Source organism: Streptomyces sp. NPDC049040 (genome assembly GCF_043197715.1).
In the GTDB taxonomy this organism is placed as follows: domain Bacteria; phylum Actinomycetota; class Actinomycetes; order Streptomycetales; family Streptomycetaceae; genus Actinacidiphila.
Window position 1 is genome coordinate 241,189 of sequence record NZ_JBICTO010000001.1, and the last position, 15,624, is coordinate 256,812.

A 15,624-nucleotide genomic window follows, 5' to 3' on the forward strand; every position below is an offset into this window, starting at 1 on the left:
CCTCCAAAGCATCGGCTCCCGTGACAACCAAATTACCGGCGGGGCCTGCGCAGGGTGACGAGGTCCGCCAGTTCGCCGTCGGACATCTCGCCGAACACCCCTTCACCGGAAGCGAGTACGGCGTCCGCCAACTCCCTTTTGCTCCGCAGCATTTCGGCGACCCGGTCCTCCACGGTGCCTTCCGCGATCAGCCGGTGGACCTGCACCGGCCGGGTCTGGCCGATGCGGTGGGCCCGGTCGGTGGCCTGGTCCTCGACGGCGGGATTCCACCAGCGGTCGTAGTGGATGACGTGTTCCGCCCGGGTGAGATTCAGGCCGGTGCCCGCCGCTTTGAGGGACAGCAGGAACACCCGTTCGTCACCGGCCTGGAAGGCGTCGACCATCTGCTCGCGGCGCCCCACCGCCGTGCCGCCGTGCAGGAAGAGGGTGCCCACCCCGCGGTCGGCCAGGTGGTGTTCGATCAGCCGGCCCATGGCCACGTACTGGGTGAAGACCAGGGCCGAGCCGCCCTCGGCCAGCACGGTGTCCAGGATCTCGTCCAGCAGCCGCAACTTGCCGGAACGGCCCGGCAGCCGGGCGCCCGCGGGCTCCTTCAGGAAGTGGGCCGGGTGGTTGCAGACCTGCTTCAGGCCCGTGAGCAGCTTCATGACCAGGCCGCGCCTGGCGATGCCGCCGCTGCCCTCGATCTCGGCCAGCGACTCCCGGACCAGGGCCTCGTACAGGGAGACCTGCTCCCTGGTCAGGGAGACCGGCCGGTCGGTCTCGGTCTTGGGCGGCAACTCGGGCGCGACACCGGGGTCGGACTTGCGGCGGCGCAGCAGGAAGGGCCCCACCAGCGCCGCGAGCCGGGCGGCCGCCTCCTCGTCGCGGTCGCCCTCGACGGCTCTGGCGTGGCGGTCGCGGAAGGCGGGGAGGGTGCCGAGCAGGCCGGGGGTGGTCCAGTCGAGCAGCGCCCACAGTTCGGTGAGGTTGTTCTCGACGGGGGTGCCGGTCAGCGCGACCCGGCCGCGGGAGGGGATGGCACGGAGCGCTCGCGCGGTGTGCGCGTGCGGATTCTTGACGTGCTGGGCCTCGTCGGCGACGAGGAGCCCCCAGTCGTACGCGGCGAGCCGGTCGGCGTCGCGGCGCATCGTCCCGTAGGTGGTCAGCACGAAGCCGGATGCCGCGACGGCGGGGGCGGGCAGGTCACGGGCGGAGGGGTCCGGGAACGGCAGCTCGCGGCCCGGCCCGTGGTAGCGGTGGACGGGCGCGGTGGGGGCGAAACGGCGGATCTCGCGCTCCCAGTTGCCGAGCAGCGACGCCGGGCACACCACCAGGGTCGGGCCCGCCGTGGCCGCCTGCTCCTGGCGGCGCAGGTGGAGCGCGATGAGCGTGACGGTCTTGCCGAGGCCCATGTCGTCGGCAAGGCAGGCCCCGAGGCCGAGGGCGGTCATGCGGTGCAGCCAGTCAAGGCCGCGCAGCTGGTAGTCGCGCAGGGTGGCGGCCAGGGCCTGAGGCGGACCCTGTGATCCAGCCGCGGCGCCGGTGGCGGTCCGCTCCCCGCGCCCGGCCGCCGCGGGCTCGGCGACACGGGCCCGCAGCTCCTCGAGTACACCGTCACCACCGACCGCCACCCGCTCGCCGTCCACCTCGACGCTGCCGGTCAGCGCCGCGCCCAGCGCCTGGATCGCCGTCAGCGACGGCGTGCCGGAGCGGGCGGCCCTGCGCAGCCGGCGGACCAGCGCCTGGTCCACGACCACCCACCGGTCGCGCAGCCGCACGACCGGCCGGTGCGCCGCGACCAGCCGCTCCAGCTCCTCCTCGGTGAGCTCCAGGTCGCCGAGCGCGACCCGCCAGCGGAAGTCCAGCACCCCGCCGGAGGACACGAAGGTCTCCGCGGCGGACCGCGGCCCCTCACGGGCGGGTTCGAGGACGCCGGTGGAGGTCAGCCCGCGCACCAGGTCCCTGGGCCAGTGCACGGCGACGCCCGCCGCGGCGAGCCGGGTCGCCGCCTCGCCGAGCAGCGCCGCGGCCTCCCCGTCGGACAGTTCGAGCCCGGCAGGAACCGCCGCCTCCAGCAGCCTGCGGGCCGGCGGCCATACGCGGGCGGCCCTACGCAGCGTCCGCTCCACCTCAGCGCGGGCCCGCCGGCCGGACAGTCCGGGACCGCCGACCGCACCTGACCACACCTCCGCCGCGTCGGCGAGCACCGCGGGGTCGGCCGGGCTCCGCAGCTGCACCACGGCCCGGGCGGCGCCCTCGTCGCCCAGCTCCAGCCGCAGCGACACCTCGGGGCCTTCCGCCGCGTCCGCGGTCCGCGCCGCGGGCACCGGCCGGGGCGCCGGTACCGCCCGTACCGCCGGGGCGGCGACGGGTGTACGGGCCGGCGGTGTCCGGGTGAGCGAGTCCGCGACGGCGTCCAGGAAGGCCAGCACCAGCGCTTCGGCCTCCGGCGGCGCGAACGGCCCGCCGGGCCCGGCGCCCGGCGGCAGGTCCGTACCCGGCGGCGCGGGCAGGTCGTGGCCTGGGGCGTCCGGCACCCCGCTGCCGGGCGGCAGGTCCGCGGCAAGGGTGGCCAGGCGGGTGTGGTCGGCGGCGTCGAGGGGGCCGATTCGGCATCCGGCGGAGCCGTCAGGTGCGGCCTGTACCCGGCCGCGGGCGAGCAGCGCGAGGGCCATGACGGCGGCCGCGCCCCAGAGGGCGGCACTGGTCGAGGCGCGGCCGGTGCCGTCGGCGCCCAGGGCCCGGCACCGGGTCAGCAGGGGCAGTGCCTGGTCGACCGGCAGCAGCAGGACAGCGGCGTCCTCGGGGTCAGAGCCGGGCGCCCTGAAGGCCATCCGTCCCTCCCGGGGGGACTCCGCCGGAAGGAAATCCACCTCACCCGCGGCGAGTTCGGGCAGCCGGGCGAGCAGCAGCCGCCGGTCGGCGACCGCCGGCCCGGCCGGTTGTTCCGCTCTTGCCACCGCACCCACTCCCGGCACCTCCCTCGGGGACACCGTCCGACGGTATCCCCGCGTCGCCGGCCGGCCGGAATCGTGGGCGTGTACGCGAGATTCGGGCGTTTCGTCTAGGGGGAGAGATGCACGCTGCGTAGCTGGGGCCGTTCCCACGCGATCGGCGGTAGGGCGGTCCTACGGTGCGGGGCATGAAACACAGTCGTACTGCTGTCGCAGTCGCCACCGGCCTGACCGCGCTCCTGTTCACCGCGTGCGGACCTGCGGGAACGCAGAGCGTGGGGGACGCCGCGCCCGCGGTGACGAGCACGCCCGCCGCCGTGTCGCCCTCCGCCTCACCGTCCCCCTCGTCCATATCGCCGTCGCCGACGACGACCGCCCCGCCCACGACCGCCCCGCCGTCCACCAGCCCGGCGAGTGTCCCGGTCACGACCCACGCCACGCACACCGCGCACACCCCGCGCGCCACGCACACCGCGTCCCCCGCCCCGCGGCACACCACCGCGCGTCCGGTGCACCAGACCACCGCCCCGGCTGTGAGCCACGTGTGCAGCATCCGCTCCAACGCGGGGAACTGCTATCACGCGGGGCAGTTCTGCAGGAATGCCGACCTCGGGGCGAGCACCACCGACGCCGACGGCCGCGCCATCACCTGCGCGATGAAGTCGGGAAGGCCGCACTGGCAATACTGACCGGCCGCCGCGTGCCGCGGCCGGCCTGCGAGGATGGGCCGGTCCGGCAGCGGCAGGGCAGGGGACGGGGGCGTACGTGAAGCAGGCGGCGACGGGGGCGCTGGTGGGGCTGGCGGTCGGGGACGCCATGGGATTTCCCACCGAGTTCAACGACATGGCGCAGATCGAGGCGAAGTGCGGTCCCTGGCGGACGATGCCGCTGCCGCTCTCCTCGGGGCGTGCGTATGTCACCGACGACACGCAGATGACGCTGGCGCTGGGCGAGGGCCTGGTCGAGGCGATGGCGGGCGGGCGGGCCCTGACGGCAGGCAGCATGGAGCCGCCGGTCCGCGCGCGCTTCGTCGAGTGGTACACCTCGCCGGACAACAACCGGGCCCCTGGCATGACGTGCCTGCGGGCGTGCGAGGCGCTGAGCCTGGGCGGGCGGTGGCAGGAGGCGAGCGACATCGGCTCCAAGGGGTGCGGGGCGAACATGCGGGTCGCACCGCTGGGCCTCGTCCCCGGCCTCGACCGGCGGCAGCTTTCCGGCGCGGCCCAGTTGCAGTCCGCGCTGACCCACGGCCACCCCACGGCCCTGGCCGCGAGCGACCTGACCGCGTACGCCGTACGGCTGCTGGCCGACGGCGTCGGCACCGCCGCACTGCTGCCCGCGCTGCGCGACCACGCCCGCGAGAGCCGTGACGCCTACCGTGCCGACTGGCTGGGGGACCTGGCCGACCGGGCCCACGATCAGGACCGTGCGGCCTTCACGGCCCGCGGCTGGGACGAGTGCCTGGCCGTGATCGACCGGCTGGCCGCCGCACTGCGGACCGCCGACCCGGAGGCCGATCCGTGCCTGGCCACCGGCGCCGGGTGGATCGCGGAGGAGGCCTTCGCCACCGGTCTCTTCTGCTTCCTGCTGCTGCACGACGACCCGCCCGCGGTGGTCCGCCGCGCCGCGTACTCCTCGGGTGACTCCGACTCGGTGGCCGCCCTGGCCGGGGCCTTCGCCGGCGCTCACCACGGGGCCGCCGCCTGGCCGGGCGAGTGGGTTCGGGACATCGAGTACCGCGACCGGCTGCTCGCGCTGGGCGCCGCCTGGGACGCCTGAGACCCGCGCGGGTCAGGGCCGTGGGACGCCCGGGGCGCCCCGCTTCTTCAGCCTGCTTCGGCGGCGCTCAGCCGGGGGTCGGTGATGCCGCCCGGGCATTCGCGGCTGCGCTCCCAGTGGGTGAGGTCGGCTCCGGCGCGGTAGGCACTGTCGAGGAAGGCCAGGGTGGTCGCCCACGGGTCCCCTGCGGCGCGGGCGTCGCCGTACCGCAGCAGGGCGATGTGGCTGCCGCGCGCGGCCGACCACTCGGCCGCGGCCGGGTGGAGCGGGCGGTCGGCAAGGCCGGGCGGTTCCGGCGCGGTGTAGGAGTAGAAGGCCGGCTCGGGCACGGTGTCGTCGCCGAACCAGAAACCGGCGCTGATCACCTCCCGCGAGTAGGCCTCGCGGGTCACCGGGTCGGCTTCGGCCGGCGGGGTGACCCGGCGCTCGGAGAAGCGGGTGACGGCGATGTCGAAGGTGTGCCAGAAGTGGTGGACCGGGCTGGTCTTGCCGGAGTAGCCGGCCGCGTACTCCTCCAGGAGCAGGTTCACCTGGCTGAGGATGCGCCAGTAGCGGGTGACCGCGGCCGGGTCGTAGCTGCGGTGCTCGTGGTCCTCCGCGAAGGCCCGGCGCGCGTCGGGCAGGTCGTAGGGGTACGGGTGCCGCGGCTCCGCGTCGATGTCCAGCGCGACCAGGGCGGTGAGGGTGTCCCGGTAGAAGTCGGCGACGGAGCGCTCGGTCAGCGGGAAGGACGTCTCCCGGCCGGACAGCGTGCGCACCACGAGGCGGTGGGCGAGGAAGTCGAAGTCGATGCAGAAGGCGTCGCCGCCGCGGGCCGGGCCCATCGGGCGGGTGGTGATGCCCTGCCCGGTCACGTGGAAGGGCACGTTCCACCAGTGGTTGCGGCGCGGGCTGCCGGCCAGCCGGATCTTGCCGACGATCTGGAGGAAGCGGTGCAGGGTCTCCTTCGTGTCCCGCCAGGACTCCAGCGGCAGGGGCGGGAAGAGGTCCACATCGCTCTCCAGGGGTCGACGGGCACGTGCGCGCGGGCCGATGGGACGACCCCGGCCCATCCTGGGCGACCCCCGCGGGACCCGCCACCGCTGGCAGCCGGACGGGGCACGCCCCCGGACGGCCGGCCCCCCGCCCCGGACCCGTGGCGCCGGACCCGTGACCCCCGGACCCATGGACCCATGGCGCCGGGCGGCGAAACGGCGGGCGCCCCTGCCGCCGGACCCCCTGCCGCCGGGGCGGCGTAAATACGCCGACACCGCGGGGTCACCGCGGGCTATCCTCGGGGCACGACATCCCGCACCTCCCGGTGCGCAGGCCGCGGTTACTTCCTTCCATGAATCGCCTTCGGGCGAGCGGGGGTCAACCTCGCGAAACCGCTGCCGACTTGATCTCGGGAGGCACAGCCGCCGGCCCGCCCCGTCACGGGCGGCCGACGCCGGCTGGGCTCTCCCTCCCTGCCTTCGTGGCTCCATGTGAGGGGTCTGTTTCCGTATGTCCCGTTTCAACACCCGCCGCGCGCGCGTGGCGGCCACCTCGCCCGTGCGGACCACCGGAGAGCGGGTGCGGACCGCGGCGGGTGCGCCCGGCTACCTGCGGGACGCCAGGTCCGAGCTGTTCCTGCTGGCGGTCTCCGACTTCGTGGGCACGGACACCTACTACGAGAAGGCCGGCGACCGCGACGAGCGGTTCGCCGAGCTGGTCGGGGAACTGGCCGTCGACGACCCGGAGTGGACGGCAGGGCTGCTGGGCTGGCTGCGGGCCGAGGGCAACATGCGCACCGCGGCGCTCGTGGGCGCCGCAGAATTCGTCAAGGCCCGGCTGGAGGCGGCGGACGGCGGGCAGGGCGGCACGGGCGGGGTGAGCAACCGCGAGGTCGTCGCGTCGGTGCTGCGGCGGGCCGACGAGCCGGGCGAGCTGCTGGCGTACTGGATGTCGCGCTACGGGCGGCAGGTGCCCAAGCCGCTCAAGCGAGGCATAGGGGACGCGATCGGCACCCTCTACACCGAGCGCGCGCTGCTCAAGTACGACTCGGACGGTGCCGCCTTCCGCTTCGGGGACGTGCTGGAGCTGGTGCACCCGGCGCCGGACTCGCCCCGGCAGGGGGAGCTGTTCCGGCACGCCATCGACCGGCGGCACGGGCGGGGCGGCGAGATCCCCGAGCAGCTGGAGGTCATCCGGGCACGGGCGGCGCTGATGGCGGAACCGGTCGCGCAGCGGCGCGGGTTGGTGGCTTCGGGCGCCGAGGGCCGGGAGCGGCTGGCGGCGGCCGGGATGTCCTGGGAGTCGCTTGCGGGCTGGCTGCAGGGGCCGATGGACGCGGCGGCCTGGGAGGCGGTCATCCCGTCGATGGGCGTCTTCGCGCTGGTGCGCAACCTGCGGAATTTCGACAGGGCCGGTGTCTCTGACGAGGTCGCGGCGCAGGTCGCGCGGCGGATCAGCGACCCGCAGGAGGTGGCCCGTTCGCGGATGCTGCCCTTCCGCTTCTGGGCCGCGTACAAGCACACCGACTCGCTGCGCTGGGCGCACGCGCTGGACAAGGCGCTGAACCTGTCGCTGGCCAACGTCCCCGTGCTGAAGGGCCGTTCGCTGATCCTGGTGGACCGGTCGCCGTCGATGTTCCCCGGCTACGGCTTCTCCACGCCGAACAGCTCCGACATCCCGCTGGCCGAGCAGGCGGCGGTGTTCGGCGCGGCGCTCGCGGTACGGGCGCAGCAGCCGACGCTGGTGGAGTTCGGCATCCGCAACAAGGTCGTCCGGGTGCCCCGCGGCGGCAGCGTGCTGCGGCTGGTCGAGGCGTTCGGCCGGCACGACGGCACCGACATCCCGTCGGCGGTCAAGGCGCACTTCGACGGGCACGACCGGGTGGTGGTGGTCACCGACGAGCAGACGAGGGCGGGTTGGCTCCCCTCCAACGCCGGCTCGTACGGCGGCATGCCGCCGACCGAGATCGACGCGCTCGTACCCGCGGACGTCCCCGTCTACATGTGGAACATGGCCGGTTACGTCGCCGGTGCGACCCCGTCGGGCGGCGGCCGCAGGCACACCTTCGGCGGGCTCACCGACCACGCCTTCCGGATGATCCCGCTGCTGGAGTCGGGCCGCAGCGCCGACTGGCCCTGGCGGTAGGCCGGTTCGACGGCCCTCGCGGTACCGGTGGCGTCGCCCGCGGGGCGGGCTGCCACACTGCGGCCATGGGGTGGCGGCGGTGGGTCGAGGGCGGTTACATCGGGGTGGTCGCGGTGCTCGCGGTGCTGGGCGCGGTGCGCGAGGACCCGCGCTGCTATCTGGCCGCGATCGTGCTCGCCCTGCCGTGCGGCATCGCCGCGGTGCTGGCGATCTACGGCGGTTACGCGCTGCTGTCCGGCGTCGGGGGCCTGTTCGCTTCCCGTACGGTCGCCGACGGCAGCGACGCCGGGTGGCTGACCGCGGCCAGCGGGACGCTGAACGTCCTGGTGCTGACCGCGGCCGCGGCCGCCAACGTGCTGCTGCTCAGGCGGCTGCGGCCATAGGCCCGGCGGTACGCCCGCCGCGTCGACGCGGCGGGCGTACCGGGCAGGGCGGCAGGTCAGCTGCCGTAGACCTGGAACTCCCAGAGCGAGTAGCCGTATTGCGTGGTGCGGGCGGTGCCGTTCATCCGGACGTAGCGGCCGCTTCCGGTGACCGGGATGGTCTGGATGCCGCCGGTGCCGGTCGTCGTGCTGTAGACGGTGGTCCAGGTGGTGCCGTTGGGCGAGGTCTGGATCTGGTAGGACTTGCCCGCCGCGGCCTCCCAGTTGAGGACGACCTGGCTGATGGTGTGGCTCGCGCCGAGGTCGACCTGGAGCCACTGCGGGTCGGAGAAGGTGCTCGACCAGCGGGTGCCGGTGTTGCCGTCCACCGCCATCGGGGCGGTGAAGCTGCCGTTCTCCGAGGACGACGCGGTGGCCGTCTTCCCCTGCGAGAGCAGGGTCGTCGGGCCGCCGCCCGGGTCGCCGCCGCCGGACGACGGGCTGCCGAACAGGGCGAGTTCGTAGAGCGAGTCGCCGTACTGCGAGGATCTGGCGGTGGCGTAGACCCTGACGTAGCGGGCGGTCGCCGACAGGTTGGTGTCCTGGATGTCGGCCGGGCTGTTGTTGTTGGTGTAGACCGTGGTCCAGTTGCTGCCGTCGGTGGACGTCTGCAACTGGTAGGCGGACGCCGCCGCCGCCTCCCAGGTCAGGGTGGCGTGGTTGAGGTTGTAGTTCTGGCCGAGGTCGACCTGGAGCCACTGCGGGTCGGAGAAGCCGCTCGACCAGCGGGTGGTGATGTCGCCGTCGGTGGCGTTGGAGGCCGGGAAGGTCGCGCTCTCGTTGGACGAGGACGTGGTCGGCTTGCCCTTGGCGATGTTGGCGCCGTGGTCGGGCGACTTGTTGTAGACGGCCACGTAGTCGATGTTCATCTGGCCGCCGGAGACGGTGGCGGCGTTGGGGCCGCCGCCGAAGGCCGCGGGGAATCCGCCGCCGATCGCCAGGTCGAAGATGATGTAGAAGCTGTGGTCCACCGCGTTGGCCCAGGCCGCCGCGTCCACCTGGTTGGAGTTCAGCGTGAAGTAGTTCGCGCCGTCCAGGTACCAGCGGATCTGCTCGGGCGAGGTCGAGCGGTCGACCTCGACGGCGTAGGTGTGGTAGCCGGTCTGGCAGCCGGAGCAGGCGCGCTCGCCGCTGCCGACGCCGCTGGTCTCGTTGCAGGGGCCGCCGGAGCCGACACCGCAGTGCAGGGTGCCGAAGACGGAGCTGCGGCCGTTGATGTCCTCCAGGATGTCGACCTCGCCCGACCCGGGCCACGGCACGCCGACCCGCAGCGGCGAGCCGAGCATCCAGAAGGCCGGCCAGTAGCCGGCGCCGTTGGCGGTGGTCACATTGGGCTGCTGGATGGACGCCTGCATCCTTACGACGCCGCCCGGCTGGGCGCCGAAGCCGTCGGCCTGGGTCTCGACCCGGCCCGACGTCCAGTTGGCGGCCGGGTCGGTGCCGGTGTGCAGGGCCTTGAGCACCAGGTGGCCGCTGCCGTCCTGGTAGACGTTGGCCGTGCTGTTGGTCATCGTCTCGATCTCGCCGGTGCCGAAGGTCCAGCCGGCGCCCGCGTCGTAGCGCCAGGTGTCGGTGTTCAGACCGGTGTTGGCGGCACCGTTGAAGTCGTCGCTCCAGGTGGTGGTGAAGCCGGACGGCGCGGCGGGCACCGCGGCGGGCTGGACGGCGGCCGGCTGTGCCGCCGCCGGACGGGCGGCGGCGGTGCCGGCGGACGCGGACGCCGTCGCCTGGCCCGAGCCCGCCAGTGTGACCGCCGCCACAGCCGTGGCGGCCAGCAGCCCGATCCCGAACCGCCTGACCGGCCCGCGGCCCGGCGGCCGCAGACGCTTGCCTGTTATCGACATGCGGACGTACTCCTTCTCCTGTGGGGGGCGGTGACGCAACTGGCCTTGCCGCGTTACCGGGTTGTGGAGGTGAGAGCGCTCTCAGGAGAGTCTTCCCCTGGCGTCCGCGCTGTCAAGGGAACCGGCAACGTTTACGGAACCAGCGCGCCCCGCGCACCGCGGAAGGGCAGGAAACCGCCCCTCCGGGGGCCCGGGTCGGGCGCGCGCACCGCCCGCCGGACGCCACGAAACGGCACCCCGGTTGAACCCCGCCGGGGTACGTGACGTATCAGTCATGCAACAGCCGCAACCGCAGACCCGGGATGCGGTCTCCTAGGTTGCGACCTTTGCGGAAATGGGGAGACACAGAGTGATGACGGAGCAGACGGCGGCCGACACCGCCACCAGGGTGGAGGGGGCCGGCCCGGGCAGCCCGGCGGCAGGGACGCGCGGCGGGCTGCGAGCCCTTCGCGGCGCTCGCGGCAGGAAGGGGCTCATGGCGCTCGCGCTGGGCGCCGTCCTGCTCGGCGCGGCGGCCTGCGGCGGCAATGCCGACGCGCATTCCGGCGGCCAGCAGGACGGCAAGAGCGGCAGCTCGGCGAACAGCACGACGGCGGCCGGCTCGCAGGCCGCCGTGACCGTCCTGCCCAAGAACGGTGCCACCGGCGTGGACACCTCGGGCGCGCTGAAGGTCTCCGCGGCGAAGGGCAAGCTGACCAAGGTCGCGGTCACCGCGGCGGACGGCACCGCGGTCGACGGCGCGATATCCGCCGACGGCGCCAGCTGGGCCCCGAAGGGCGCGCTGCGCACCCACACCAAGTACTCGGTGGCGGCCACCGCGACGGACGACGCGGGCAAGGCCACGAGCACGCAGTCGACCTTCACCACCCTGAAGCCGGCGGCCTCCGCCACGAACTACGGGATCTTCAACGTCGACCAGGGCGCGACGTACGGCGTGGGCATGGAGGTGCGGATCGACTTCAACAAGGCGATCACCAACCAGGCCGACGTACGCCACGCGATCACCGTCACCTCCACGCCGAGCGTGCCCGTCGAAGGCCACTGGTTCAGCAACCAGCGCATCGACTTCCGCCCCGAGCAGTACTGGGCGCCCGGCACCAAGGTCACGCTGCACCTCAAGCTCGACGGCGTGAAGACGTCCAAGACCACGTACGGCGCGCAGTACAAGGACGTGTCCTTCACCATCGGCCGCTCGCAGACGTCCGTCGCCGACAACAAGACGAAGATGCTGACGATCTACCGCGACGGCAAGGTCTTCAAGACCTACCCCGCCAGCCTCGGTGACGCCCAGCACACCACCTACAACGGCAAGATGGTGATCGAGAGCAAGGAGCCGGTGGTGGACATGGACTCCCAGTCCGTGGGGCTGGGCAACGCCTACCACATCAAGGACGTCCCGCACGGCATGCGCCTGTCGGACTCCGGCACCTACACGCACGGCAACTACTGGCGCCCCGTGTCCACCTTCGGGCACGAGAACACCAGCCACGGCTGCGTCGGCCTGCACGACGTCAAGGGCGGCGGCGACCCCAACACCCCGGCCGCCTGGTTCTACAACCACTCGCTGATCGGTGACATCGTCCAGGTCGTCAACTCCCCCGACAAGGTCATCGCCCCGAGCAACGGCATCAACGGGTGGAACATGGCGTGGTCGCAGTGGGTCGAGAGCTGATCCCCTCGCTCTGACCTCCCCCTCCGCGCCGCAGGCCCCGACCGCACACACCGCGGCCGGGGCCTGCGGCGCGACCGCGCCAGGCCGCGGACCCGCTTTGCACACCCCTGGTGATCATCATCCGGGGTGATAGTCATGTGAGCTATCCTGGTTTTCGTGAAGACGCAGCCGCTCCTCGGGCACCCCGCGTGCCTCCTCACCCGGCTCGATGTCCATGTGCAGGGCCAGGTCACCGCCCTGCTGGCGCCGCTGGGCATCAACCCGCGGCAGTACGGCCTGCTCAGCCTGCTCGGCGAGCGGGACGGGCTCAGCCAGCACCAGCTGTGCGGGCCGCTGAACATCCACCGCAACGTCATGGTCGACCTGGTCGACGAGCTGGAGCAGCGCGGCCTGGTGGAACGCCGCCGCCACCCCGCCGACCGCCGCGCCCATGCCCTCCACCTGCTGCCCGCCGGACGGCAGTTGCACGCGGAGGCCGAGGTGCTGGTGGACCGCTTCGAGGCCAAACTGCTCGGCGGCCTCGACGTGGACGAGGCGGCGACCTTCGTCGCGCTGCTCCAGCGGGTGTACGCCGACGCAGGGCTGGACGGCGACCATGACACCGGCCTCGCCGCCGGCGCCTCGGGGCGCCGCTGACGCGGCCGCGCCGCGCCCGCCCCGGCCCTCCCCTCGGCCGCGGTCAGGCACCCGCACGCCGCACCGCGCTCTGGCCCCGCCCGGCGCGGCGGGCCGTCAGCAGGGCCGCCGGGACCACGGAGGACGCCACCGCGACCGCGGCGCAGACCGCGACCGTCGCGCCGACCTCCCGCCAGGGCAGCACGAGGGGGGAGCGCACGCCCTGGAGGATGAGAGCCGTGTGCATGCCGGCCAGGTCGAGCAGCACGACCGGGATCCCGAGCACCGCGCCGACCGCCACCACCACGAGGGACTCGGCGGCCACCAGCCTGAGCAGCTGCGGGCGGGTGGCACCGGACAGCCGCAGCAAGGTGAGGTCGCGAGCGCGGGCCGTGGTGGACATGACCAGGGCGACGCCCAGGGCGAGAGCGGCATAGAGCAGGGCGATCCCGAGGGTGAGGGCAAGGCCCATCCGGGTGGCCGCGGTGGTCCTGGGCGACGCGGCGCGTATCCAGTCGGCGGCCGTACGCACCCGGGCGCCGAGGACCGCCCGGTACAGCGCCGCCGTGACCGCCGCCGGGTCCGCGGCCGGGGCGAGCCGGATACGCACCAGGCCGGGGGCGGCCCCGGGCGGGGTGTTGTGCGCGGTGACATAGACGCCGTTGCCGCCGGTCCCGGTCGCCAGCACCGCCGCGATCCGCAGCGTCCGGCGGGTTCCGTCGGCGAGCCACACGGTGACCTCGCGGCCGACGGTGTGCTGCTGCCACTCGGCGTTGACGACGATGGAGTCGTCGTCCAGGTCCGCCAACCGGCCCGCGACGACCGGGAGTCGGGCCGTGCCCGGCAGGGTGGCCGGATCGACCGCCCAGGCCTCGGAACGGATCAGGGCGACCCCGTCCTCCAAGGTGAAGACCGTGCCCGCGGTCACCGCTGAGGCCGTGCGCACACCCGGCACCGACCCGACCCCGGCGAGCGCGGCCGCATCCAGGCCGCCCGGCGCCGTCAGGTACAGGTCCGCGGTCGTCGCATGGCGGACCTCGGCCGACTTGGCCGTGTTCACGTTCGCGATGCCGCCCAGCAGCGAACCGGCCAGGGCGACCACCACCAGCACCGGGCCCGCGACCGCCGCCGTACGCCGTGCCGACGCGGCGGCCAGCTCCCTGACCAGGCCGCCGCGCACGGCCACCAGCCTCACCAGCGGGCGCACCAGCGCCGGGGACAGCAGGGCCGCCGCGGTGATCGCGAGCATCGGGCGGCTGATGTACGTCTTGCGGTGCAGCAGGTCCGACGGGTCCGCGCACAGCGCGTAGCCCGTCAGCGCGAGGGCCGCCAGCAGCAGGGCGGAACCGGTCACGGCCCGGCCCGCGGTGAGCGCGCGGCCGTCGGCCTCCGCCTCCCGGGCCGCCTCCGCCGGCGCCGTCCGGCCGGCCCGCCACGACGCGGCGACGCTGCCGCACAGCGCGGCCGCCACGCCGGTGGCGAAGGCGACGGGATACGGCCACAGGTGGGTATGCCCGCCGGACTCGAACCAGGCCGGCGCCAGACCGCCGCCGACCGCCCAGCGGGCCGCCTCCCCTACGCCGTAGGTCCCCCCGAGTACGCAACCGGCCGCGGACGCCGGCAGCGCCGGCAGCAGCGACCCGGCCAGCACACCGCGGCGCACCTGGCCAGGTGTCGCACCCACCAGCCGCAGCAGCCCGAACTCCCTGCGCCTCGCCGCCACCGCGAGAGCCGTCGTGGACGCCACCACGAACACCACGACGAAGCCCGTCACGCCCGCCGCGGTGCCCAGCACCACATCGAGGGCCGTGAGGTCGCCACCCGGCGGATCCGCGGCGCGAAGCCCCTCGCCGGTCAAAACGGTGGCGCCCGCGCCGGAACGGGCCACCACTGCGCGGACCCTCACCGGATCCGCGGCCACCGCCAACTGCCTCACCGGCGGGGCGATCCGCGCGGCCCGCGCGTCGGTCAGGAAGAGTGCGTCCTCGAAAACCGGACCCGGCGGTGCGACGGTGCCCACGATGCGGAGGGTGCCGACACCCGTCCGCACGACGGTGCCGGGCGCCGCCCAGCCGCCGGTGACGACGGCCTCGTCAGCGGCGGCCGGGGCGCGGCCCCGGGTCAGCCGGTAGCCCGCCAGCGGCGCCGTGCCCCACGGGTGCGCGAGGAGATCGGCGGGGGCATGGTCGGCCCGCACCGGGAACGTGCGGTCCTCGACGGTACGGCCGCCCAGCGCCTTCAACTCCGCCACCAGGGCGGTCGGCAGCGGCAGCGGCTCCGGCAGCCGGGCCGATCCCGCCGCCACGTGCAGCGTGTCCTGGCCGCGCACCAGGGTCGTCGCGGCGGCGAACCTCAGCGGGGCCCTGGACGGCGGGCCGTCCAGGGCGCGGGCCAGCGCGAGCGTCATCGAGGTGACCAGGGCCACTCCGGCCGTCACCGCCAGCACGATGGCGAGCGAACAGATCTTTTGCGCCTGTGCGGCGCGGGTGGTCGGCATTTTCGGCTCCGTGTCCGGGTGTCCTGTCCTTCATCACGCAGCCCCCTGCCGGGGTGCCCTCGCGTGTACGTCCTCGCCTGCGGCCGCATCGCGGCTGCCCGCGCCCCTGGGTAAGTGCCCCTTGCGGGACGCGCTCGACTGCCGCGCCATCGTGATTGCCCGCGCAGTTCCGCCCCCAGCGCTTCGCCTGGGGGTACCCCCAGCGCCCCTGGGTAAGTGCCCCTCGCGGCAAGTCCTCGCCTGCGGCCGCATCGCGGCTGCCCGCGCCCTGGGGGGCGCCCCTGGGTAAGTGCCCCTCGCGGGACGCGCTCGACTGCCGTGCCATCGTGGTTGCCCGCGCAGTTCCTCGCGCCCCTGGGTAAGTGCCCCTCGCCGGACGCGCTCGACTGCCGCGCCATCGTGGCTGCCCACGCAGTTCCGCCCCCAGCGCTTCGCCCGGGGGTACCCCCAGCGCCCCTGGGTAAGTGCCCCTCGCGGCAAGTCCTTGTCTGCTGCCGCATCGTGGCTGGTCGCGCAGTTCCGCCCCCAGCGCTTCGCCCGGGGGTACCCCCAGCGCCCGTGGGGAGGAGCGTTCGTCCCTGGTGGGCTTCTTCTGCCGTGGAGGGCACGCGTTTTTCAGGGGCGCGAGGAACTGCGCGACTAGCCACCGCGACGCGGAAAGGTGCGACCCCACCGCCAGGGGCACCCACCTAGGGGCGCGGGGAACTGCGCGACAAGCCGCCGCGACGCGGAAAGGTGC

Annotated in this window: 10 protein-coding genes; 6 read left to right on the forward strand and 4 right to left on the reverse strand. The window is 74.2% G+C overall.

Features of this window, described 5'->3' with window-relative positions:
* Positions 1 to 32: 32 nt before the first annotated feature.
* Entirely contained in the window at positions 33 to 2,942 is a 2,910-nt protein-coding gene (locus ACGFMP_RS01075) for a DEAD/DEAH box helicase (RefSeq protein WP_393669491.1), read from the reverse strand.
* A gap of 182 nt (positions 2,943 to 3,124) precedes the next feature.
* On the opposite strand from ACGFMP_RS01075, the gene ACGFMP_RS01080 reads away from it, so the two are divergent.
* On the forward strand, positions 3,125 to 3,625 hold the full coding sequence (locus ACGFMP_RS01080; protein ID WP_393669492.1) for a hypothetical protein: 501 nt from the start codon (positions 3,125 to 3,127) through the stop codon (positions 3,623 to 3,625).
* A gap of 76 nt (positions 3,626 to 3,701) precedes the next feature.
* The gene (locus ACGFMP_RS01085) at positions 3,702 to 4,715 is read left to right on the forward strand and encodes an ADP-ribosylglycohydrolase family protein (protein WP_393669493.1); all 1,014 of its coding nucleotides are present in this window, start codon (positions 3,702 to 3,704) and stop codon (positions 4,713 to 4,715) included.
* Between the two features lie 47 nt (positions 4,716 to 4,762).
* Here ACGFMP_RS01085 and ACGFMP_RS01090 read toward each other — a convergent pair whose 3' ends face one another.
* Positions 4,763 to 5,707 (reverse strand): DUF5996 family protein, encoded by a 945-nt coding sequence (locus ACGFMP_RS01090; RefSeq protein WP_393669494.1) that lies wholly within the window; start codon positions 5,705 to 5,707, stop codon positions 4,763 to 4,765.
* 493 nt (positions 5,708 to 6,200) lie between these two features.
* Between ACGFMP_RS01090 and ACGFMP_RS01095 the strand changes: the two genes are divergently transcribed.
* Both ACGFMP_RS01095 and ACGFMP_RS01100 read left to right on the forward strand, forming a co-directional pair.
* A complete protein-coding gene (locus ACGFMP_RS01095) occupies positions 6,201 to 7,835 on the forward strand; it encodes a TROVE domain-containing protein (RefSeq protein ID WP_393669495.1) in 1,635 nt (544 codons plus the stop codon).
* Between the two features lie 65 nt (positions 7,836 to 7,900).
* A complete protein-coding gene (locus tag ACGFMP_RS01100) occupies positions 7,901 to 8,218 on the forward strand; it encodes a hypothetical protein (protein ID WP_393669496.1) in 318 nt (105 codons plus the stop codon).
* A 56-nt stretch (positions 8,219 to 8,274) separates the two neighbouring features.
* Here the strand turns inward: ACGFMP_RS01100 and ACGFMP_RS01105 are convergent, their stop codons facing one another.
* Positions 8,275 to 10,101 (reverse strand): discoidin domain-containing protein, encoded by a 1,827-nt coding sequence (locus tag ACGFMP_RS01105; RefSeq protein ID WP_393669497.1) that lies wholly within the window; start codon positions 10,099 to 10,101, stop codon positions 8,275 to 8,277.
* A 349-nt stretch (positions 10,102 to 10,450) separates the two neighbouring features.
* Here ACGFMP_RS01105 and ACGFMP_RS01110 point away from each other — a divergent pair, with 349 nt between their 5' ends.
* Positions 10,451 to 11,773, forward strand: a complete 1,323-nt coding sequence (locus ACGFMP_RS01110; RefSeq protein ID WP_393670282.1) for an Ig-like domain-containing protein — start codon at positions 10,451 to 10,453, stop codon at positions 11,771 to 11,773.
* 156 nt (positions 11,774 to 11,929) lie between these two features.
* Entirely contained in the window at positions 11,930 to 12,409 is a 480-nt protein-coding gene (locus ACGFMP_RS01115; protein WP_393669498.1) for a MarR family winged helix-turn-helix transcriptional regulator, read from the forward strand.
* A gap of 43 nt (positions 12,410 to 12,452) precedes the next feature.
* Here ACGFMP_RS01115 and ACGFMP_RS01120 read toward each other — a convergent pair whose 3' ends face one another.
* Entirely contained in the window at positions 12,453 to 14,885 is a 2,433-nt protein-coding gene (locus tag ACGFMP_RS01120; RefSeq protein WP_393669499.1) for an FtsX-like permease family protein, read from the reverse strand.
* Between the last annotated feature and the right edge of the window lie 739 nt (positions 14,886 to 15,624).